We start from the raw sequence: 19,931 nt of genomic DNA, 5'->3' as shown, positions 1-19,931 counted from the left end.
GGGTTATCGATAGTCGTTATGTTAACGAGAGTCGATAACAACGACTATCGATAAGGATAGGAACATGACCGGAGACACAGCAGCAAACCGCCGGATGAAGCAGATCGAGAAGGTGGTACTCGGCGTCGTCGCAGGAGCCGCAGCCGCCATCGGAATCGTCGACATCGTGGCGCTCACGATGCGGGTCATCGCGCTCGCAACCGATGAAGCGATCGTCGTCAACGGCATCCCTCTGATGGATTTCCCCGCCGAGCAGATCAGCGAGGCATCCGCACAGGTCACCAGCGCCGCCTTCGAAACGCTGACTCTCACCGCGACGGGCTTGTCCGGGTCGACAAGGGGGTTGCTCATCACAGCAAGCATCCTCACGGCACTGGTCGCGATCGGGATTTGCGCCGTCGTCGCCTGGTTGTGCGTGCGTGTTCTCGTCGGGCGACCGTTCGTCCGATCTGCGACGTGGGGAATCGGGATCGTGGCGATCCTCGTCGTGACCGGCGGGCTGCTTGGTCCACTCTTCGAGAGCATCGCGCACGCCGAGATCGTAATGACGCTCGATATAACCGTGCTACCGGCGTTCCTCGCCGTTCTCGACCTTTCCCCACTCGGTTGGGGCATGGCCCTCGCCGTCGTCGCGGGTGCGTTCGAGATCGGACAGCGCATGCAGCAGGACACGAAAGGACTCGTCTGATGACATCTCGAACCCCGCAGCTTCAGGCAAAGCGCGATCGCAATGATCTCCTGACCGGGATCGCGGTCGGCGCGATCGTCGTCGGCATCCTGGTCAACGACAGCATCCAGCGCTTGCTCGATCTTTTCGCCGTTCCGGGATCGATCACCGTCACGACCCGCGTGCCCGCGCAGGAGATTACCGCCGCCGTCGGCGGTGGTGTGCCCGCCACCGCGGAGATGGTGACGCTCACAGCATCCGGAGTCAACGTGATCAGCGTCGCGTCGCTCGTCATCGCGATCGTGCTGCGCGCACTGTGCCTTATCTCGGTCGCAGTGTTCGCAGTGATCGTCTGCCTGCGCCTGCTGCGCGGAATCGTCTTCGATCGAGTGAACACAGGTCTGACGTTCACGATCTCGATACTGCTGCTCCTTGCCGGCCTCGGCCCTCACTTCTTCGAGACCATGGGGCTCAACGGAGTGTTCGCAGCCCTCGGCGGCGACTTCAGCGACGGACGATGGCTGCTGTTCCGAGACGGAATCCCGCTCTACATCGCTTCCGTCGCGGCTGGTGTTCTGGTCATCTTCTTCCGTCGGGGGGCGGCGTTGCAGCGCGAAATAGAAGGACTGGTCTGATGATCAATTTCACTGGAGACCATTGGCCATCGCTGGGAAACATCGGGATCGCTCTCGCTGTCGTCGCCGTCATCGTGGGTCTGGTGGTGTGGCGTGGACGCAGGCGGGGCAGCAACACGATCGCGTTGGATGCTGCGCTCACCATCGCCGGCGTGTGGGTTCTGGGAGCGGCGGTCGGTGCCGTCATCTTCACCGTCAAGGTATTCGCTGTCGACTGGGCCGAACTCTCGGGAGCGACCTCGGTCTGGCTCTCTTGGCCGCTTGACCTCCCCTGTTCCGAATTCGGTGACAGCTCGGGGACGATGCTGACGTGCAGCGGCGACATGCTGTCCGACTTCACCGTCAGCAACGCTTCCCTCGACCTCAGGCTGCTGGCCGGATCGGCTCAGCTGTGCTCGCTGGCCTTCACGACGATCCCGGCCGCGATGCTCGCGGTGATCTGCTTCCAGACGCTGCGCGGACGCCCGTTCACTAGCACGGTGACGCGGACGCTCACAATCGGCGCGATCGCTGTACTCGTTTTCGGAGTCGGCTCGGATCTGCTCAGCGGAATTGCCGCCACATCCGGACTGCGGGAGGTGTTCCCACCCGAGAGCGAGTGGTATCCGTGGGCTTTCCAGCTCACCGTGACTCCGCTGCCACTCATCGGCGCGCTCGGCCTTGCCGCTCTGGCCGCGGTGTTCCGTCAGGGAATCCGGCTGCAGCAGGAGAACGAAGCGCTACAGCGCGAGACGGAGGGTCTCGTATGACTCCGCCTGCAGAAGAGGAGGAGACCGGCATCCACTGCCGTCTCGACGAGTTGCTCGCCGAGCGCGGGATGACGCTCACCGAACTGAGCGCGCGCGTCGGTGTGAGCATCGTCAATCTCTCGGTACTCAAGAACGATCGCGCTCGCGCGATCAGGTATTCGACGCTGCGGGCGATCTGCGATGCGCTGGAGTGCGAGGTGGGCGAATTGCTGGTGGTTGCGGAACGTTAGCTCGCGTCATGCGCGGGAACCATGTCTGCGCTACACGGCTCCGCGCCCGAACCAGCGCGCCGGGCACGGTTCCCCATCACCACCGGACTCTGCCACCACCGGACTCCGCCACCACCGGACTCTGCCACCACCGATACCCGTCGCTACCGACCCATCGCTCTTGCGATCCGCCCGCCTCACGCGGCGGGCATGAATCGCTTGGGCGGCGGGTCGATGCCGGCCCAGGCGTAGCTGAGCACCGCGCGTTGCGCGAGCACGAACTGCTCCCCCGACGGGTGGTGGAGAACGAAGTCACCAGTGCCATCGCGCGTGATCCACCAGCCGCCGTGATGCAACTGCATATGGTGGAATCGGCAAAGAAGGATCCCCCGATCGATGTCGGTTCGGCCGCCGCCGCACTGGCTGAGCAACGCGACCACCGACGCTCCACTCCGTCATCCTTCGTCATCTCCGCCACATCACTCCGACGAACTCCTAGCGTTGACCCATCGCGCGCATCCGGCGCGCATCGACTTGGAGCCTCAATGAGCAGCACCACTCGCGCGCAGAAAGCGCCAGACACCCGCAGCCCCGCCAGAAAGCTCCTGACCTCGTTCGGGTTCCAGATCCTCGCCGCCCTCATCCTGGGCATCGTTGCCGGCCTCATCGGCCGCAACTTCGGCGCCACCGCCGATAATTCGACCGGCCTCTCCGCCACCCTTGACACGATCGGCAGCTCGTACGTCACGATCCTGCGCGCCGCTGTCGTCCCCCTGATCTTCACCGCGATCGTCGCCAGCATCTCGAACCTCCGCCGCGTGCAGAACGCTGCCCGCCTGGCCGGTCAGACCCTGCTCTGGTTCGCGATCACCGCGTTCATCGCCGTCACGATCGGCATCGTCCTCGGCCTGGTCATCCAGCCTGGCTCTCGTGCGGGCGACGGCCTCACTCCCGGCGAGCCCTACGCAGTCGGCACCTGGTGGAACTTCCTGATCGGCCTGATCCCGCAGAACTTCCTCGGCATCGGAGTACGCAGCTCGTTCGACGCCGAGGCAGGCGTGGTGGCATCCAGCATCAACTTCAACATCCTGCAGGTCATCGTCGTCGCCACCGTCATCGGCATCGCAGCACTCAAGGCAGGCAAGAAGGCCGAGCCGTTCCTCGCCTTCACCGAGTCGCTGCTGAAGGTCATCCAGCGCGTGCTGTGGTGGATCATCCGCATCGCACCTCTCGGAACCTTCGGTCTGATCGGATCCGCGGTGATCAAGTACGGCTGGGAGAAGCTCGCCTCGCTCGCCTGGTTCGCCGCCGCCGTCTACATCGGCCTGGCCCTCGTCATCTTCGTGGTCTACCCAGTGCTGATCAGGGCTCACGGCCTGTCGATCAAGCAGTACTTCACCGGCGCCTGGCCCGCCGTGCAGCTCGGATTCGTCAGCCGCTCCTCCATCGGTACTCTCCCGCTCACCGAGCGCGTCACGGAGCGAAACCTCGGCGTGCCAAGTTCATACGCATCCTTCGCCGTTCCCTTCGGCTCCACCACAAAGATGGACGGATGCGCCGCGATCTACCCGGCGATCGCCGCGATCTTCGTCGCACAGTTCTTCGGCATCGAGCTGAACATCGTGCAGTACCTACTGATCGTGCTCGTATCGGTTCTGGGTTCGGCGGCGACTGCCGGTACGACCGGGGCGACCGTCATGCTGACGCTCACGCTGTCCACCCTCGGACTGCCGCTCGAGGGCGTCGGCCTGCTGCTCGCGATCGACCCGATCCTCGACATGGGCCGCACCGCAGTGAACGTCGCAGGCCAGGCACTCGTGCCCACGATCGTCGCAAAGCGCGAAGGCATCCTCGATGAGGAGCTGTACAACGCCGACCGTGCGGGACTTCCGTTCGCGGACGACTCGGCCGAGGAGCAGGAGGCCGAGGCCGTCGGCGCGCGCTGACGCACCGCCTGACCAGGATGACGGATGTTTCGGCATCCGTCATCCTTCGTCATCCTCGCCTGATCCCCCAACGTGGCCGGCTCTGGCGCCGACCGCGCAGCGCTGAAAGACTCTCGGTCATGGGATTCGATTTTCAGGTGCGCGCGGACGGCAGCGTGGTGATCACCCACCACGGACGACAGGCGACCGTCTTGCGCGGCGCACGAGCCGCGGAGTTCCTCGAAGCCGTCGCCTCTGATCCGCAGGGCACGATGGCCCGCTGGACCGGCAACTACAAGCACGGAAACGAACGCGCTGCCAAGGAGCATCCACGTAATCGGCTGTGACCCTATGCCCGCGACTGCGGCCTGGTGGCACCCCTCGTATCGAGGGCGAGCTCCTCAGCGTCGATCGCGGCCATGAGCTCACGCATCACCTCTTCGTCGAGGTTGTCGGCGTCGCGCTCAGCAAGCAGAACCTCGCGCCGCACGTGCAGCCAGCCCTTCATCAAGGCCGCGAGATCGTCATAGGACGGGCGCGCCACGTTCTCTTCGACGACCTGTATCTGTTCGGTCTCCGTCTCCACCCGTGACATTCGCTTGGTGAACACGTCGAACGTCTTCATTTCGGACGGTCCATACTTCGCCGTCCATTCATCGCGCTTCTCCTCGAGGAACGCCATGCCCGCCTCGCGACTGCGCTTGCGCACCGCCGCGATCGCTCTGGCATCCTCCGTCTGATCGACATCACTCGCGATCCCCAATCTCTTGATCAGGAACGGCAACGTCAGCCCCTGCAGCATCAGGGTCGCCACCGTGACGATGAACGCGACGACCACGATGGCGTGCGACGACTTGTCATCGAGCGCTGCCAGGTCGGCGGCGGCGAGCGCGGTCGCCAATGTCACCACACCGCGCATCCCCGCCCAGGAGATGATCGCGTTGTCCTTCCAGCTCAGCTCGGGCTCAGTCAATCGCTTCTTCATCTGCTCCGCGGTAATCGGTTGACGCCCAGGCCGCGTGCGCTGCTTCTGCTCGAATCTCCCGGCCGTGCTCGCGCGTTCCCAACGTCTGAGCCGCACGCGCTGCTGCCAGCGAGCGAATGCGTGTGCGGGATAGATGAACAGCGGCCGCACCAGCAACACGGTGAGCAGCACAGCACCGGAGAGCAACAGAATGTGCTCGACGGACTCGGATCCCAGGTCACTCAGCACACGACGGAACATCAGCCCGATGTATGCGAAGACGAAGCTCTCCAGCAGCAGGTCGGCCGACAGCCACAGCGGCGCCTCCTGCTGCCTTGTCGTGTAGTCGGTGCGCGGAGCGTTGAAGCCGACGTACAGACCCATCGCGACGACCGCGAGCACACCGGAGCCACCCAGATGCTCGGCGATCGCATAGGCGCCGAACGGCACCAGCAGCCCGAACGTGCCGATCACCACCGGGTCGGCGACGCGCATGCGCAGCTGGTGCAGCACGATGCCGAAGACCAGACCGACCACCACGCCGATCACGACCGCCAGCGCGAACTGCCAGATGCCATCCCACACGTTCAGTGCAGCCCCGGCGATGATGGCCGCGAACACCCGGTACAGCGTCAGCGACGTGGCATCGTTGATCAGACTCTCCCCGGAGAGCACCGTCATGATGCGCCTGGGAAGTCCGAGCTTTCGGCCGATGGCGGCAGCGGACACGGCATCCGGCGGGGCGACGATCGCCCCGAGCAGCAGCGCACCCGGCAGAGTCAGTGCTGGCATGATGAGCCACGCGACGAGGCCGACGACGACCGCGGTCAGCAGCACCAGCCAGATGCCGAGCCGACGGATCTGCGGCAGGCTGCGCTTGAATCCGACGAATGAGACATCGAGCGCGGCGGAGTACAGCAGCGGCGGCAGCACGACGTTCAGCAGCACATGTCCGTCAATTTCCAGTTCTGGAATGAACGGCAGAAAGGATGCCGCGAGCGCCACGACCGTGACCAGCAGAGGCGCCGGCCACCCCCGCCAGCGCGCGATGGCCGCCACGATGACGGCACCGACGAGCACGTAGAACAGCGTGGCATCCATCTATTTAGGTTATCGAGTCCCGCTTTTCGCACGGCTGCACACTTCGGATCTGAACGCGAAACGCCGCGGACATCAGGATGCGATGTCCGCGGCGTTTCGCGTGGAGGCCGTTGGCCCTGGGATCAGACCCGGCGGCGTGCTCGAGTGAGGAACGCTACGACAACTCCGGCGAGCAGGAGTGCTACACCCGCAGTGATCGAGATCGTCGGAATCGAGCTACCCGTCGCAGCGAGGTTGGAGTCGGCCCCGGCTGCGGAACCGGCGTTACCCGAGCCGTCTGCGTCCGTGACGGTCGCATCGGATGCATCGGCGTCAGTTGCGTCGGCGTCAGCAGCGTCAGAGTTCGTCGCCTCCGTTGCGTCAGTCGCGTCCGTCGCGTCCGTTGCGTCCGTTGCATCCGTGGCGTCAGTCGCGTCAGCAGCATCCGTTGCGTCCGTTGCATCCGTCGCGTCCGTTGCGTCCGTTGCGTCCGTTGCGTCCGTTGCATCCGTCGCGTCCGTGGCGTCCGTCGCGTCCGTGGCGTCCGTGGCGTCCGTGGCGTCAGTTGCGTCAGTTGCGTCAGTCGCGTCAGTCGCGTCAGTCGCGTCAGTCGCGTCAGTTGCGTCCGTTGCGTCAGTCGCGTCCGTTGCGTCAGTCGCGTCCGTCGTGTCCGTCGCATCCGTCGCGTCCGTCGCGTCCGTTGCGTCAGTCGCGTCAGTCGCGTCCGTCGCATCAGTCGCGTCCGTCGCGTCCGTCGCGTCCGTCGCGTCCGTCGCGTCCGTCGCGTCAGTCGCGTCAGTCGCGTCAGTCGCGTCAGTTGCGTCAGTTGCGTCAGCAGCATCCGTTGCGTCAGTCGCGTCCGTCGTGTCCGTCGCATCCGTCGCGTCCGTCGCGTCCGTTGCGTCAGTCGCGTCAGTCGCGTCCGTCGCATCAGTCGCGTCCGTCGTGTCCGTCGCGTCCGTCGCGTCCGTCGCGTCAGTCGCGTCAGTCGCGTCAGCAGCATCCGTTGCGTCAGTCGCGTCCGTCGCGTCAGCATCCGTCGCGTCAGCATCCGTCGCGTCAGCCGCATCCGTCGCGTCAGTCGCGTCCGTCGCGTCAGTCGCGTCAGCAGCGTCAGTCGCGTCAGCAGCATCCGTCGCGTCAGCCGCATCCGTCGCGTCAGTCGCATCCGTCGCGTCAGTCGCGTCCGTCGCGTCCGTCGCATCAGCATCGGCGGCGTCGACGGCGTCGGTCGCGTAGGTGTTGGTGACGGTCCACGCAATATTCGCGTTCCCGTCCGCAAGGATCGTAACCGTGTCAGCCGACAGGCCCTTCGATACGAACGAGTACCCCTCGGGGGCAGCAGGCAGATCACCCTCGGCGAATGTCACCACCGTACCCTCGGGCAGGGACACACCCGACGAAACTACAGTCCCGTCAGCAGGAAGCTCGAAAACTTGCTCGCCACCCTCCCACGTCGCCGTCACCGGAAACGTGGTTCCGGCGGGGAACGCGGCTGCGTCAACACCCACGAGGTTCTTTTGCAGGTTAAAGGTCCCCTCAACGCTGTTGCACGGGAAGCGACCCTTGAAGAGGTTGGTGTGGATTTCCTTGCCACCCTGGAGCGCGGTCAGATTCTGAGCGATAATCTGGCCCTCAAACTCGCGTCCACCGTCGGATTCAGCGGGGAACACGATGTGCGTGTTCGGCGCGTAGATGGAACCACGGACCGGTTCGTTAGGGGTGACAACCTCGATTTCGCCGCTAATGGCGCTGAAATCGAAGAGGATATGGCTGATGCCTTCCTTCCCTGCACTGTCTTTACCATTGGATGCGTATGACGGCAGGGTTACCCGACCATCCACGACGTCCGTGGGGTCGACCGTGATCACAAGGAACGACGTCTCCGAATAACCCGCGAGCTCGTATTTGCTGATTCCGGCGAAGTCAGAAAGCGGCAGCTTGCTTGGACCTTCAACGCTGAGCTCAATAGGCAGATTGGGATCCGCCGGGATTCCAGCGGGCTGCCAATCGGTAAACGACTCGATCACAGACGTGCCGTTATCTGCCGGAAAGTGTGAGAGCACATCACCGTCAATGCCCCAGCTCTCCTGAGCCGCAGCGAGATCAGTCCACGTCTGCACCGTGGAATCGATCTGCGGGCTCTGGTTGCCGCCGCCAGCCGGGAAGAATGTAGTCCCAGTCCCGCCAAACATTGGGCCGAACGTATACCCGGCAGGAGTGGACTGGTCACCGATTTTGGCGCCCGCTTCGGCGTCGGCGCCAGTGGCGCCCTGCGCCTTGACCTGAACAATTTTTGGTCCGTTGGTCGCGAACTCCTGGATCAGGACACGGTTCGGCGCGCCGTCAATCGTAGGCACTGAGTAATCTGCGTTGCCGCCCACATTGCCGTGCATGATGGGGTACTGCTGGTTCGCATTGCCCCGGGGATCGCCGAAGGTAGCGGTGCCACCGACTGCGATGGTGCCCTCGGTCTCACTGTTGGCGAAGATCGCGTTATCGCGCACGAAGACGGTGTACCCGTTCTCAGAACCGGTTGGAGTGGCCGCACCCATCGGGTTGACCGCGCTGCAAGCAGCCGCAGCCACCGGTGCCGCGACAGCAGCGGTTGAGCTGACAATAAGTCCCGTGCCTGCAACAGCAAGCGCGGCTGCAGCTGCGAGCAGACGTCGCGCGCTCCCGGCCTTTGACGACGGTGAGCCGAGTGCGCCCCCGCGCCTGAATTGACGTATCGTCATGCGTTCCCCCTTTTTTGTGCGCAGCGCGCACGAAAATCCGCTTCACCGGCCGTGCTATCGCACAACCGGCTGGCGCACATTGCGCCCGGCGCGCCGAGTGATCCCCCACAGGCGCACCAGACGGTACCACAATTTCTTGAGAGCGCTCCCAATCGCCCGATGCATGCCCGCTCCGCCCGGGCCAAGGCGCTTGAGGCGCCTCAGGCGTCAGGATTGTCCGTGTAGAGCCCGGGACTTCCGTGACAACGAGTCGATGATCACCGCGAGCAGCAGCACGGCACCGGTGACCATGAACTGCACGGACGAGTCGAGGCTCAGAAGCGTCAAACCGTTCTGGATCGACATGATTACGAAGATGCCCAGCAGTGCGGACCACGCCGATCCGCGTCCGCCGAACAGACTCGTGCCTCCGATGACCGCCGCTGCAATCGCAATGAGGTTCGTCGTTCCGCCACCGCTGGAGATGCTCGCCGCGGTCAGCCGTGCCGCCGCCATCAGGCCGCCCACTGTCGCGAGAACTGTGCCGACCATGAGCGCTGAGATGTAGATGGCCTTCACGTTGATGCCGGCGCGTCGGGCTGCCTCAACATTGCCGCCCACCGCGTAGATCCAGCGCCCCCAGCGCGTACGGGTGAGCAGATATGCCATCACGGCGACGAACACGATGAACGTCAGGAACATCACGCCCACACCGCGGTCGGTCGCAAGGTATGCGATGGCGCCGACGGCACCAACGGCGATGAGGACGGCCTTGATGACGATGATCGACACTGGCCCTGTCGACAGCCCTGCCTTCGTCCTCCGGCGCGCTCGCGCAAGGTCGCTCAGCACGATCCCTGCGACAGCGATACCGGCAATGAGATAGGCCAGCCACGGTGGCAGGAACCAGGAAGTCGCGAACTGCACCAGCCAGGATGAGTACGGCAGGTTGATCGTGCCGGTGGGCCCTAGAACCCACAGCTGCAACCCTAAGAAGCCGAGCAGACCCGCCAGCGTGACCACGAACGTCGGGACTCCGAACCGGGTGAACAGGAATCCGTAGAAGAACCCGATCAGCGCCCCCACCGCGATGGCGAGCAGAATCGCCAGCCAGATCGGCCAGTTCATGTTCACGAAGGTCACGCCGAGGATCGCCGAGGACAGCCCACTGAGCGAACCGATCGACAGGTCAATCTGGGCGACCAGGAGCACCACGACCACACCCAGCGCGATAGTCCCGCCCGCCGCGCACTGCAGCGTGAGGTTGACCAGGTTGTCAGCCGCGAGGAAGTGCGGGTTCAGTAGCTGAAAGACGACCCCGATGACCACCAACCCCAGGAAGATCGGCAGCGACCCCAGATCGCCGGTGCGGATGCGGGTGCCGAATGCGGCGGCCGCACCGCGGAGCCCCTCTCCGCGCACCAGCCGTTCGTCCTGCAGGTCGAGGGCGCTGGTGGTGGGCATGGAATTGTCCTTCACAGGCTGTGGTGTGCTCATCACGCGTCTTTCTCGTCGATCTGCTCGTCGTTTCGCGACGCGGCACGGGTGCTGACCGGGTTGTCTGTGGCGCCGGTGATCGCAGCGACAATGTCCTCATAGCTGACATCCGCGGTTCGGAAAATGCCGTTGTTGCGGCCGAGTCTGAGTACCAGCACGCGGTCGGCGACCGCCTGCACATCGGCCATGTTGTGGCTGATCAGAATGACACCCAGACCACGCTCGCGCAGCCTCTCGATGAGGTTGAGAACTTCAGCGGTCTGCGCCACCCCCAGCGCCGCAGTGGGCTCGTCCAGGATGACGATGCGCGGCTCGCCAATCAGGGAGCGGGCGATGGCGACGGTCTGGCGCTGCCCGCCCGACAGAGATGCCACGGCGATTCGCACCGAGGGGATCTTTGCCGAAAGCTGACGCAGCAGGTCCCACGCCTGCTGCTCCATCAGCTCCTCATCGAGAGTCCCCACTCCCCGCTCGTTCCCGAGGAACAGATTGGCGACGACGTCGAGGTTGTCGCAGAGCGCCAGGTCCTGGAAGACCGTCGCAATGCCCAGTTCACGCGACGCAGTCGGCGACGGGATCGTTGCTGGTGTGCCGTTGAAGGTGATGGTGCCGCTGTCCGCGGTGTGAACGCCGGCGAGGACCTTCACCAGGGTGGATTTACCGGCACCGTTGTCACCGACGAGCGCGACGACCTCGCCCGGGTACACGTCGAGGTCGATATCGGTCAGCGCCCTGACTGCACCGAATCCCTTGGAGATGCCTCGAATAGACAGGACCGGCTCACGCACAGCGTCATGCTGTTCGTCAAGATCGGATGCTAGCGCCACGGAGAATCCTTCGTTATGAGGCCGCGGTGCCGGCGAAACGCCGACACCGCGGGTCGGATCATTTAGAGGGTCGAGTTATTTCAGACCGTGTTCGGCGCAGGCGTCAGCGTACTCCGCGGTGCAGATCTGCTCGATGGTGTACAGCCCGTCGGCGACGACGGTGTCCTTAATATTGTCCACCGTGACTGCAACCGGCGTCAGCAGGAAGGACGGGATCGCGACGCCGCTGGCCGTATCGGCTTCGGTATCGGCCTCCGGCGATTCTCCCTTAGTGAGGGCAACGGCCAGCTCGGCGGCCTGGTAGGCCTCAGGCTTGAAGGCCTTGTACACCGACATGTACTGGTCTCCGGAGAGGATGCGCTGGATGCCCGACAGAGCCGCGTCCTGACCGGTGACGGGCGGGAGCGGTGTGATGCCGCCGGACTTCAGCGCGGCGATTGCGCCGCCCGCGGTGTCGTCGTTAGCGTCGTATACGCCGGTGATTTTGTCGCCGAACTTCGTCACCTGTCCAGCAACCCAGTTCTGCGCCTTGGGCGGTTCCCATCCGGGAGTGTCGTACTCGGCGAGCACCGTCAGGCTGGAAGCGTCGATGACACTGTGCGCGCCCTTCTTGAACTGCGCAGCGTTGGGGTCGGTGGGTGATCCGTTGACCATGATGATCCCGGAGTCATCTGGCAGACCGAGCTCCTTCATCCGGTCTACGAGCGCCTGCGCCTGCAGTTCGCCCACCTTTTCATTGTCGAACGAGACGTAGTAGGACACATCTGGGCTGTCGATAAGGCGGTCGTAGGAGATCACCGGGATGTCCTTGGCCTTGGCCTGATTGACGATTGCGGCGGCGGCTTTACCGTCGAACGGGTCGAGCACGAGCACGTCGACACCCTGCGTGAGCATGGACTCGGCCTGCTGCTGCTGCTTGGCTGCGTCGCCGTCAGCATTAGCGAACAGCACCGTGCAGTCGGCGCACAGTTCTGCGACGCGCTCCTCGAAGTACGGCTTGTCCGCGCTCGCATAGCGCTCGGTGACATTGTCGGGAAGCAGCAACCCGATCGTCGCGGTCGATGCATCCCCTTCATCGGCTGGAGCCGCATCGTCGGCGGGGGCCGCATCGCCGGTCTGCGTGGCGTTGGAGCATGCCGAGAGCATGCCCATCGAAAGGGCGAGCGCGGTAACAGCCACCAGCGCGCGCTTGGTTGTGTTCTTCATTGAAAACCTCCGTAGCTGTGCCGACCACTGTGTCGACCCACCGAGCATGGCAGGATTCATCCATTGGCGTCAAGACTTGAACTCAATCTGTTCACAGAACCGATTGACGCACATTTGTTTCGTCGATCGCCAGCACCGCAGCACCTCGCGCCGCCGCCCCGATACCGAGCTGTCCCTGCACGACGTCTGGTACGCCGTCGCCGCTGACGATCACCGTGTTCTCCATCGCCAGCCGGATCGGCCCCAGCAGCAGCTCACCTGCGCGCGCGAGGTCTCCGCCCACGATGATCCGCTCGGGGTCGAAGAGGTTGCACAGGTTGCCGGCTGCCAGCCCGATGTGACGGCCGGCCCTGGCCAGCGCCCGAATGCACTCGCCGTCGTTCGCCATCGCGCGCACGACGACATCGCCGACCTTGGTGATCCCACCCACGTCGCCCAGCTCCTCAAGGATTGCCGGGCCACCGGCTATGGCCTCCAGGCACCCCCTGTTCCCGCACCGGCACAGCGGACCGTCCTCGAGAATGACAGTATGGCCGAGCTCGCCTGCTGTGCCATTGTGGCCGCGAAGCAACCGCCCCTCCAAGAGCAGCCCTGCGCCGATCCCCTCGTCCGCATCGATGAAGATGACGTTCTGCTTGCCGCGCCCCGCGCCCAGCCTTGCCTCTGCGAGCGTTGCGAGATTCGAGGCGTTGTCGAGGAAGATCGGCTGCCGCAGTCGCCGGTGCATAACCTCCACGATGTCTACACCCGTCCAGCCGCGCAGGATTCCCCGCCCCGCGACGCGCGCCGCCGCCCGATCGATCGGTGCCGAGACCGCCATGCCCACGCCGCGCAGCTCATCGAAGCCCGATTCGAGATTCGACAGCATGTCGGCCAGCAGGAGCGATGCCCGATCAAGTTCGTTGTCCGCGCGGTGATCACGAGCCAAGGGCATGTGGTTCTCACCGAGCACGGTGCCGTTCACATCGGCGACCACCACACGTAAATGCCGTGGGGCGACATGGACACCGGCGACGAGACCGACAGCGCGCGCAAAGGAGACCAATGTGGCGCGGCGCCCGCTGCGAATGCTAGGTGCCGTGCGCAGCACTCCGCCTACGGTGAGCTCCTTGACGATGTTCGACACGGATGCGGCTGACAACCCTGTCACCGCAGCGAGTTCGACCTGTGTCAGGCTTCCCTGCTTCTTGATCGCGGCCACGACGCGCCGCCGGTTGGCTTCACGCAATGAAGCCTGCGAGCCGGGAGGACGCCTTTGTGATGTCACGACGACACTTTACCCGGCGTCGGCGTCGCACGTGCATCATCGCGCGAATGCCACGCGGGGAACCCGGGTACCTCGCAGGGAATGCGCGCCCATCGCCAGGCGTTGCTCCCTTTGATGACTGCCATAGCCCCTGCCCTCTCCGTACTCGACCTCGTTCCGGTGCGCACCGGCCAGACCAGCAGCGAGGCGATTGCCGCGTCGCTCTCGCTCGCCGAAATCGCTGACCGCCTCGGCTACCGCCGCTACTGGTTCGCCGAGCACCACAACATGCCTGCCGTGGCATCCACCACGCCTCCGGTGCTGATCGCTGCCGCGGCCGGACGCACGACGCAGATCCGGCTCGGCTCGGGCGGCGTGATGCTGCCCAACCACGCGCCCCTCATCGTTGCCGAGCAGTTCGCGGCCCTCGAGGCCATCGCACCGGGACGCATCGACCTCGGCCTTGGCCGCGCGCCAGGCAGCGATCCGGTGATCACGCAACTGCTGCGTGGATCAGGGACGACCAGCGACGTCGAGCAGTTTCCCCGGCACGTACAGGACATCGCCGCGTTCCTCGCGGGCGACGGAGCGACCCTGCGATTCACTTCCGGCGGCGAGTACATCGTGCACGCCACACCTGCCGCGACCAGCTCCCCCGAGATCTGGTTGCTGGGCTCAAGTGACTACTCGGCGCAGCTCGCGGCGTCCCATGGCCTGCCCTACGTGTTCGCGAATCACTTCTCCGGCCAGGGTCTTGAACGCGCACTCGATCTGTACCGCACCGGCTACCAGCCCAGCGAGGAGCATCCGGAGCCGCGCACTTTCCTCACTGTCAATGTGGTGGCCGCGCCGACGATTGCTGAAGCCGAAGCGCGCGCCCTTCCGCAGCTGCGGATGATGGCTCGGCTGCGCCTTAACAAGCCTCTGACCGCACTCGAGACTGTAGAAGAGGCGCTTGCTGCGACACCAGATGCCGCCACCGATCAAGCCGTCCAGGCCGGGCGTTCGCGCTGGTTCGTCGGCACTGGCGAGTCTGTCGCCGCCGAGACGCGTGAGTTCGCCGCGAAGTACGGTGTCGACGAGGTCATGGTGTCCCCCGTGGCCGGCGCCTATGAGGCCGAGCCGAAGGATTCCGCGGCCGGCCGAGCCCAGACCCTAGAGCTCATCGCCGCGGCGTTGTAGCGGGGTGGCGAGTGGTCGCGCGTGGCTCGCTTTTGCCGCGGCGAAGCGCCACAAGCGCCCACTCGCACACGTAGGAGTAGGGGAACCTACGGCCGGGCCACCATCTTGAGGATCGAGCCTCAGGGGCCGCACCGGGCCGCTCTCAGCAGCCTGAAGCGGCAGGCTACGACCCCTCCCCTGCGAAACAAGCGCCCGCTTACTCCTCCGGCGCGCCGGAGAGGAGCCCGCGGAGCCAGTCGCGCGCTTCGACGAACACCTCGTCCGAGTAGCGGTCCGGATAGTGCACGATCCGGCGATCGGCGCGCGGATACGAACCGAGGAACACCACGCGCGGGCTAAATCGACGGATGCCGAGCAGAGCATCCGCCATCCGCTCATCCTGCACATGACCATCGGCGTCGAGCACGAATCGGTAGCGTCCGAGCTCATCTCCGATAGGCCGGGACTCGATCAGCGAGAGGTTGATGCCGCGCGTCGAGAACTGCTCGAGCATGTCGAGCAACGCGCCAGGTCGGTCATTCGGGAGCTCGACGATCAGGGAGGTCTTGTCGGCGCCGGTCGGATCAGGCGGGGTCGTCGTGCGGGTTACGAGCACGAAGCGCGTGACGGCCGCAGAGTTGTCGCCGATCTCAGATGCCAGCACATCAACGTCGTAGTGCTGCACGATCCCGGGAGGAGCGATCGCGGCCTGAGCGGGCAAGGAGCCGTCCAGCACGCCGATCGCGGATGCCACGTTGCTGGCCGCCGGAACATGAGAATGGTTCGGAAGATTCTCGCCCAGCCAGCCGTGGCACTGCGCGTAGGCAACCGGATGCGCCGCGATCACGGTGACATCCTCGAGCTTCGTGCCGCGCGGAGCGACCAGAACGAAGTTGACTCGCACCAGGTATTCGCCGACGATGCGCAACCCAGGCAGAGTCGCAAGAGCATCCTGTGTGGTGGAGACGCCACCCTCGATGGAGTTTTCGATCGCGATCATCGCCGCGTAGCTGCGACCCTCAAGCACGTCGGCCAGAGCTTCGCCGACGTTGTGTACGGCACGCCAGTCCTGGCCACGCGCCTCGGCCACCTGGTCGAGTGCTGCTTCAGTGAAGGTGCCCGCAGGGCCCAGGTAGCTATAGGTACGACGTTCAGTCACGCGTTTCACCTTAGCCCTCACCGCCTCACCCCCACCGCGAGACTTCGCGTATGTCCTCGAAACCCGGGTTATTCGTGACGCAAGTGAAGTCTCGCGGGATGTCGTGGAGGAGGAAAAAGGGGCAGACTGGAACCATGACCAGCCGTGCCGGCCTCCCCGCGGAGGAAAGTGACCTCATTGACGTCGACGAACTGATCGCCGCGTACTACGACCGCCGTCCGGATCCGAGCGATCCTGCTCAGCGCGTCGCCTTCGGCACGAGCGGTCACCGCGGCTCGTCGCTGTCGAACAGCTTCAACGAGCAGCACATCCTCGCCACCACTCAGGCGATCGTCGACTACCGCCGCACGCAGGGCATCACCGGTCCGTTGTTCCTCGGGCGCGACACTCACGCCCTCTCACTTCCCGCAGAGCGCACCGCGATCGAGGTGCTCGTCGCCAACGGCATCGAGGTGCGCGTCGATTCACGCGACTCCTACGTGCCGACTCCTGCACTCAGCCACGCGATCCTCACTTACAACCGCGAACTGCCGGCGGATGCTGCTGGCCGCTCAGACGGAATCGTCGTCACCCCGTCGCACAATCCTCCGCGCGATGGCGGATTCAAGTACAACCCGCCGCACGGCGGCCCCGCCGACACCGACGCCACGAGCTGGATCGCGAACCGCGCGAACGAACTCATCGAGGCGGGCCTGGATGCCGTCAAATCGAAGAGCTTCGCTGACATCGACTGGGATGCCCTGCCCAACTACGACTTCCGCGACGCCTACGTACGCGACCTGGCCACGATCATCAACATCGACGCCATCAAGAACGCCGGCGTCCGCATCGGCGCCGATCCGCTCGGCGGCGCATCCGTCGAGTACTGGGCGCTGATCAAAGAGGTATACGAGCTGGACCTGACGGTCGTCAACCGTGAGGTCGATCCGACCTGGCGCTTCATGACGCTGGACTGGGACGAGAAGATCCGGATGGATCCGTCCTCGCCCAACGCGATGGCATCCCTCGTCGCCAAGAAGGGCGACTTCGACGTGCTCACCGGAAACGACGCCGACGCCGACCGGCACGGCATCGTGACACCGGATGCCGGTCTCATGAACCCCAACCACTATCTCGCCGTCGCGATCGATTACCTGTTCTCGCACCGCGACGCGTGGCCACGGGATGCCGCAATCGGTAAGACGCTGGTCTCGTCGATGATCATCGACCGGGTCGCTGAGTCTCTCGGCCGTCGTCTGCTCGAGGTTCCGGTCGGATTCAAGTGGTTCGTACCGGGCCTGCTCGACGGCACGGTCGCATTCGGCGGAGAGGAGTCGGCGGGGGCGTCGTTCCTCCGCAAGGACGGTACGGTCTGGTCGACCGACAAGGACGGCATCCTGCTCTGCCTGCTCGCCGCCGAAATCATCGCGGTCACGGGCAAGAGTCCGTCAGAGCGCTATGCCGAACTCGAGCAGGCGTTCGGAGCATCCGCGTACCAGCGCGTTGATGCTCCGGCGACGCCCGCGCAGAAGGCGACCCTCGGAAAGCTCGCACCGGATGCCGTCACGGCGACGTCGCTCGCGGGTGAGCCGATCATCGCGAAGCTGTCGCATGCGCCGGGCAACGGTGCAGCGATCGGCGGGCTGAAGGTGCAGACCGAGCACGCCTGGTTCGCCGCCCGTCCCTCCGGCACGGAAGACGTATACAAGCTCTATGCCGAGAGCCTGCTCGGGGCAGAACACCTCGCCGAGGTGCAGGCCGAGGCCCGCGCGGTGGTGTCGGCGGCGCTCGGGGGCTAGCCTTCCGCCCCTGTATCAACCCGTATCGGCGATACACGCCGTTGCAAAACCAACGGTGCTCGCGACGAGCCCTCCCGAGAACGGCGATTTATGGTCAGTGCATTGAGCTTCGACGGCTTTCTTCGCAATGCTCGCGAGCGGGTTGCCGAGAGCCGCCGGGGGGACGGATATACGCGTCACCGTGGCGGTACCGCCACGGATCTGTACGGAACGGCAGCAGCTATCGGCATCAGGATTGCGCTCGGAGACCATCCCATCGGCCGCGAAGCGGACGATCTGCGCCGCGCAGTGAATTCATTCGCGACAGCAGATGGGCTGTTCGCGGATCCGACTCACGGCGAAATCCACCGCGCTGCCACCGCACTGACGACACTCATGGTGCTCGGGGAATTGCCTCCTGTCCCCGCTCGCTTGCAAGACCTGCTGCGCGCGGAAGCGGCAGCCCCGTTCCTCGCCGGACTCGACTGGGATCAGCCGTGGCCTGCCTCCCACGAGGCGGCCGGGCTCCTCGCCATCGGTGTCGTCTGCGCTGGGGCTGCAGAGAACGAGCGCACCGGATGGCTTGACCAGTATCTGGGCTGGCTGGACGATCACGCCGATGGCGAGACAGGGCTCTGGCTCCGCGATCGAATGGGGGCTGTCGACGAGGACCCAGGACTGTTCGGCAATCTCGGGTGCAGTTTCCACATGCATTTTCTCTACGAGTGGCTCGGGCGCACGTGGCCAAATCCTTCTGGCGTCGTTGACACGGGGCTTCTGCTTCTACACGAGACACCGACCGTGCTGCCGTCCGAGGATAGCCCGCTCGACGCGTGGGGATTCCGGCAGCTCGACTGGGTGTATTCAGTGGGTCGGTCGGCGCGCGACGGTCACCGAGCAGCAGAGGTCACGGCGGCGTGCGAAACGCTTGCCAACCGTGCTGCGGCCGCTTTGTCGGCTCCGGACGCTGCGGAAGGTGATCTTCACGTCGTCCAAGCGCGCGTCGGGCTGGTGGCCGAACTCGCAGTCCAACTGCCCGACGCGATCGACACCGGCGGACTCTCGCTCCGCTCCATCCTCGACGCGCGACCCTTCATCTGACACCGTCACCCGCGGATCCCGGCCTCCACTTCACGCCACGTTCATACGCGAGGTCGGGTCGACTGCCGCTGGACAAGTGTCGGCTCGAATCGAACCGATTTGAGCGGTTCGTCTGGCTCTGACAGCGCAGACAGGAGCAGCCCTGCGGCGCTGCGCCCCATCTCGATACTGGGCTGGCGAATGGAGGTGAGAGGTACGATCGCCGACGCAGCAAAGTCGATGTCGTCATAACCGACAATCGCGATGTCGCCTGGCACGGAGACGCCGTGGTGGATCAGGCTCTGCATGATGCCCAGCGCCACCTCATCGTTGGCGCCGAAAACACCGTCCGGACGATCAACTTCATTCATCCCGGCGATGCGGTCGCCGAGCTCGCGGCCCAGTCGCACGCTCAGCGTGTTGGTCTCGATGAGGCTGAATCGCGCGCCGGCCTCTCGGACCGTGCGCTCGACGCCCTCGTGGCGGTCGCGCATCTGGGCGACGTAGAACGGTCCTCCGACGAACGCGATGTGTCGCGCACCACCTGCAAGGAGGTGCTCGGCCGCCAAGACACCACCCTGGACGTCGTTAAGCGATACCGACAAGTGAACTCCCTTCGGGTCGACGCGGTCCACAAGTACGATCGGAACGCCCCGCTTAACGAAGCGCTCCAGCCCGGACAGATCGTCGCTCACCGGAGCCAGAAGAATGCCATCGAGTCGCTGACGATCGAAGAGATCGAGATAGCGGGACTCCCGCGGGAACGAGTCATAGCTGTTGCCCACGATCACGGAGTAGCCGGCTTCTTCGGCGACCTCTTCCGCGCCAAGAACGGCTTCGGAGAAGAACGGGTTCGTAATGTTGATGACTGCCATCCCGAAAACGTTGCTGCGCCCCGCGCGCAGCTGCCTGGCTGCGACGTTGGGCACGTAGTCCAAGTCAGCGACGGCCTGCTGCACGCGCTGCGCAGCGTCTTTCGAGACCAGCTCCGGCCGATTGAGGACATTGGACACGGTCGAAACCGATACACCGGCGCGCGCCGCCACATCTCG

General features: G+C 64.8%; 18 protein-coding genes. 9 read left to right on the top strand and 9 right to left on the bottom strand.

What is annotated here, in order from left to right; all coding sequences use genetic code 11:
* Positions 1-64 precede the first annotated feature (64 nt).
* Genes ACSU1G_RS32230 through ACSU1G_RS32215 form a run of 4 tightly spaced genes read left to right on the top strand, consistent with a single transcriptional unit; the run spans position 65 to position 2,281 of the window.
* Entirely contained in the window at positions 65-688 is a 624-nt protein-coding gene (locus tag ACSU1G_RS32230) for a hypothetical protein (RefSeq protein WP_439285357.1), read from the top strand.
* Positions 688-1,302 carry a hypothetical protein gene (locus ACSU1G_RS32225; protein WP_439285355.1) on the top strand — a complete coding sequence of 205 codons (615 nt, stop codon included), beginning with the start codon at positions 688-690 and terminating at the stop codon, positions 1,300-1,302. Before ACSU1G_RS32230 ends, ACSU1G_RS32225 begins: the two co-directional genes overlap by 1 nt.
* Positions 1,302-2,051: a hypothetical protein gene (locus tag ACSU1G_RS32220; protein ID WP_439285353.1), complete on the top strand. Its 750-nt coding sequence runs from the start codon at positions 1,302-1,304 to the stop codon at positions 2,049-2,051. The genes ACSU1G_RS32225 and ACSU1G_RS32220 overlap by 1 nt, the downstream gene beginning before the upstream one ends.
* Positions 2,048-2,281 carry a helix-turn-helix domain-containing protein gene (locus tag ACSU1G_RS32215; RefSeq protein WP_439285351.1) on the top strand — a complete coding sequence of 78 codons (234 nt, stop codon included), beginning with the start codon at positions 2,048-2,050 and terminating at the stop codon, positions 2,279-2,281. The genes ACSU1G_RS32220 and ACSU1G_RS32215 overlap by 4 nt, the downstream gene beginning before the upstream one ends.
* 176 nt (positions 2,282-2,457) lie before the next feature.
* Here ACSU1G_RS32215 and ACSU1G_RS32210 read toward each other — a convergent pair whose 3' ends face one another.
* Entirely contained in the window at positions 2,458-2,700 is a 243-nt protein-coding gene (locus ACSU1G_RS32210; protein ID WP_439285349.1) for a hypothetical protein, read from the bottom strand.
* A gap of 105 nt (positions 2,701-2,805) precedes the next feature.
* On the opposite strand from ACSU1G_RS32210, the gene ACSU1G_RS32205 reads away from it, so the two are divergent.
* Positions 2,806-4,206 carry a dicarboxylate/amino acid:cation symporter gene (locus ACSU1G_RS32205; RefSeq protein ID WP_439285347.1) on the top strand — a complete coding sequence of 467 codons (1,401 nt, stop codon included), beginning with the start codon at positions 2,806-2,808 and terminating at the stop codon, positions 4,204-4,206.
* Positions 4,207-4,325: 119 nt separating this feature from the next.
* On the top strand, positions 4,326-4,532 hold the full coding sequence (locus ACSU1G_RS32200; protein ID WP_439285345.1) for a hypothetical protein: 207 nt from the start codon (positions 4,326-4,328) through the stop codon (positions 4,530-4,532).
* Between the two features lie 2 nt (positions 4,533-4,534).
* On the opposite strand, the gene ACSU1G_RS32195 is transcribed toward ACSU1G_RS32200, so the two are convergent.
* The 6 genes from ACSU1G_RS32195 to ACSU1G_RS32170 form a co-directional block, all read right to left on the bottom strand.
* On the bottom strand, positions 4,535-6,250 hold the full coding sequence (locus ACSU1G_RS32195) for a cation:proton antiporter (protein WP_439285343.1): 1,716 nt from the start codon (positions 6,248-6,250) through the stop codon (positions 4,535-4,537).
* 122 nt (positions 6,251-6,372) lie between these two features.
* Positions 6,373-8,967: a collagen-binding domain-containing protein gene (locus tag ACSU1G_RS32190; RefSeq protein ID WP_439285341.1), complete on the bottom strand. Its 2,595-nt coding sequence runs from the start codon at positions 8,965-8,967 to the stop codon at positions 6,373-6,375.
* Positions 8,968-9,174: 207 nt separating this feature from the next.
* Positions 9,175-10,410, bottom strand: coding sequence for a sugar ABC transporter permease (locus tag ACSU1G_RS32185; RefSeq protein WP_439285339.1), 1,236 nt, complete (start codon positions 10,408-10,410; stop codon positions 9,175-9,177).
* A gap of 32 nt (positions 10,411-10,442) precedes the next feature.
* Complete coding sequence (locus tag ACSU1G_RS32180; protein WP_439285337.1) at positions 10,443-11,270, bottom strand: ATP-binding cassette domain-containing protein; 828 nt, start codon at positions 11,268-11,270, stop codon at positions 10,443-10,445.
* Between the two features lie 75 nt (positions 11,271-11,345).
* The gene (locus ACSU1G_RS32175) at positions 11,346-12,536 is read right to left on the bottom strand and encodes an ABC transporter substrate-binding protein (RefSeq protein WP_439285335.1); all 1,191 of its coding nucleotides are present in this window, start codon (positions 12,534-12,536) and stop codon (positions 11,346-11,348) included.
* A gap of 31 nt (positions 12,537-12,567) precedes the next feature.
* Positions 12,568-13,743 carry an ROK family transcriptional regulator gene (locus ACSU1G_RS32170; protein ID WP_439285333.1) on the bottom strand — a complete coding sequence of 392 codons (1,176 nt, stop codon included), beginning with the start codon at positions 13,741-13,743 and terminating at the stop codon, positions 12,568-12,570.
* A gap of 114 nt (positions 13,744-13,857) precedes the next feature.
* Here ACSU1G_RS32170 and ACSU1G_RS32165 point away from each other — a divergent pair, with 114 nt between their 5' ends.
* On the top strand, positions 13,858-14,904 hold the full coding sequence (locus tag ACSU1G_RS32165) for an LLM class flavin-dependent oxidoreductase (protein WP_439285332.1): 1,047 nt from the start codon (positions 13,858-13,860) through the stop codon (positions 14,902-14,904).
* A gap of 196 nt (positions 14,905-15,100) precedes the next feature.
* On the opposite strand, the gene pheA is transcribed toward ACSU1G_RS32165, so the two are convergent.
* Positions 15,101-16,051, bottom strand: coding sequence for a prephenate dehydratase (gene pheA / locus ACSU1G_RS32160; protein WP_439285331.1), 951 nt, complete (start codon positions 16,049-16,051; stop codon positions 15,101-15,103).
* A gap of 125 nt (positions 16,052-16,176) precedes the next feature.
* Between pheA and pgm the strand changes: the two genes are divergently transcribed.
* Together pgm and ACSU1G_RS32150 are read left to right on the top strand one after the other, a co-directional pair.
* Positions 16,177-17,820 carry a phosphoglucomutase (alpha-D-glucose-1,6-bisphosphate-dependent) gene (pgm, locus tag ACSU1G_RS32155; protein WP_439285330.1) on the top strand — a complete coding sequence of 548 codons (1,644 nt, stop codon included), beginning with the start codon at positions 16,177-16,179 and terminating at the stop codon, positions 17,818-17,820.
* Between the two features lie 90 nt (positions 17,821-17,910).
* Positions 17,911-18,900: a hypothetical protein gene (locus ACSU1G_RS32150; RefSeq protein ID WP_439285328.1), complete on the top strand. Its 990-nt coding sequence runs from the start codon at positions 17,911-17,913 to the stop codon at positions 18,898-18,900.
* A 41-nt stretch (positions 18,901-18,941) separates the two neighbouring features.
* On the opposite strand, the gene ACSU1G_RS32145 is transcribed toward ACSU1G_RS32150, so the two are convergent.
* The gene (locus ACSU1G_RS32145; protein ID WP_439285326.1) at positions 18,942-19,925 is read right to left on the bottom strand and encodes a LacI family DNA-binding transcriptional regulator; all 984 of its coding nucleotides are present in this window, start codon (positions 19,923-19,925) and stop codon (positions 18,942-18,944) included.
* Between the last annotated feature and the right edge of the window lie 6 nt (positions 19,926-19,931).

Source organism: Microbacterium sp. A93 (genome assembly GCF_051842835.1).
This window is presented reverse-complemented; position numbering and strand designations above follow the sequence as displayed.

Excerpts from the sequence above, each read along its gene's own strand:
- ACSU1G_RS32215 (WP_439285351.1), top strand. The coding sequence starts at position 2,048 with ATGACTCCGCCTGCAGAAGAGGAGGAGACCGGCATCCACTGCCGTCTC.
- ACSU1G_RS32200 (WP_439285345.1), top strand. The coding sequence starts at position 4,326 with ATGGGATTCGATTTTCAGGTGCGCGCGGACGGCAGCGTGGTGATCACC.
- ACSU1G_RS32195 (WP_439285343.1), bottom strand. The coding sequence starts at position 6,250 with ATGGATGCCACGCTGTTCTACGTGCTCGTCGGTGCCGTCATCGTGGCG.
- ACSU1G_RS32175 (WP_439285335.1), bottom strand. The coding sequence starts at position 12,536 with ATGAATCCTGCCATGCTCGGTGGGTCGACACAGTGGTCGGCACAGCTA.
- ACSU1G_RS32185 (WP_439285339.1), bottom strand. The coding sequence starts at position 10,410 with ATGCCCACCACCAGCGCCCTCGACCTGCAGGACGAACGGCTGGTGCGC.
- pgm (WP_439285330.1), top strand. The coding sequence starts at position 16,177 with ATGACCAGCCGTGCCGGCCTCCCCGCGGAGGAAAGTGACCTCATTGAC.
- ACSU1G_RS32230 (WP_439285357.1), top strand. The coding sequence starts at position 65 with ATGACCGGAGACACAGCAGCAAACCGCCGGATGAAGCAGATCGAGAAG.
- ACSU1G_RS32190 (WP_439285341.1), bottom strand. The coding sequence starts at position 8,967 with ATGACGATACGTCAATTCAGGCGCGGGGGCGCACTCGGCTCACCGTCG.
- ACSU1G_RS32150 (WP_439285328.1), top strand. The coding sequence starts at position 17,911 with ATGGTCAGTGCATTGAGCTTCGACGGCTTTCTTCGCAATGCTCGCGAG.
- ACSU1G_RS32225 (WP_439285355.1), top strand. The coding sequence starts at position 688 with ATGACATCTCGAACCCCGCAGCTTCAGGCAAAGCGCGATCGCAATGAT.
- ACSU1G_RS32220 (WP_439285353.1), top strand. The coding sequence starts at position 1,302 with ATGATCAATTTCACTGGAGACCATTGGCCATCGCTGGGAAACATCGGG.
- ACSU1G_RS32205 (WP_439285347.1), top strand. The coding sequence starts at position 2,806 with ATGAGCAGCACCACTCGCGCGCAGAAAGCGCCAGACACCCGCAGCCCC.
- ACSU1G_RS32165 (WP_439285332.1), top strand. The coding sequence starts at position 13,858 with ATGACTGCCATAGCCCCTGCCCTCTCCGTACTCGACCTCGTTCCGGTG.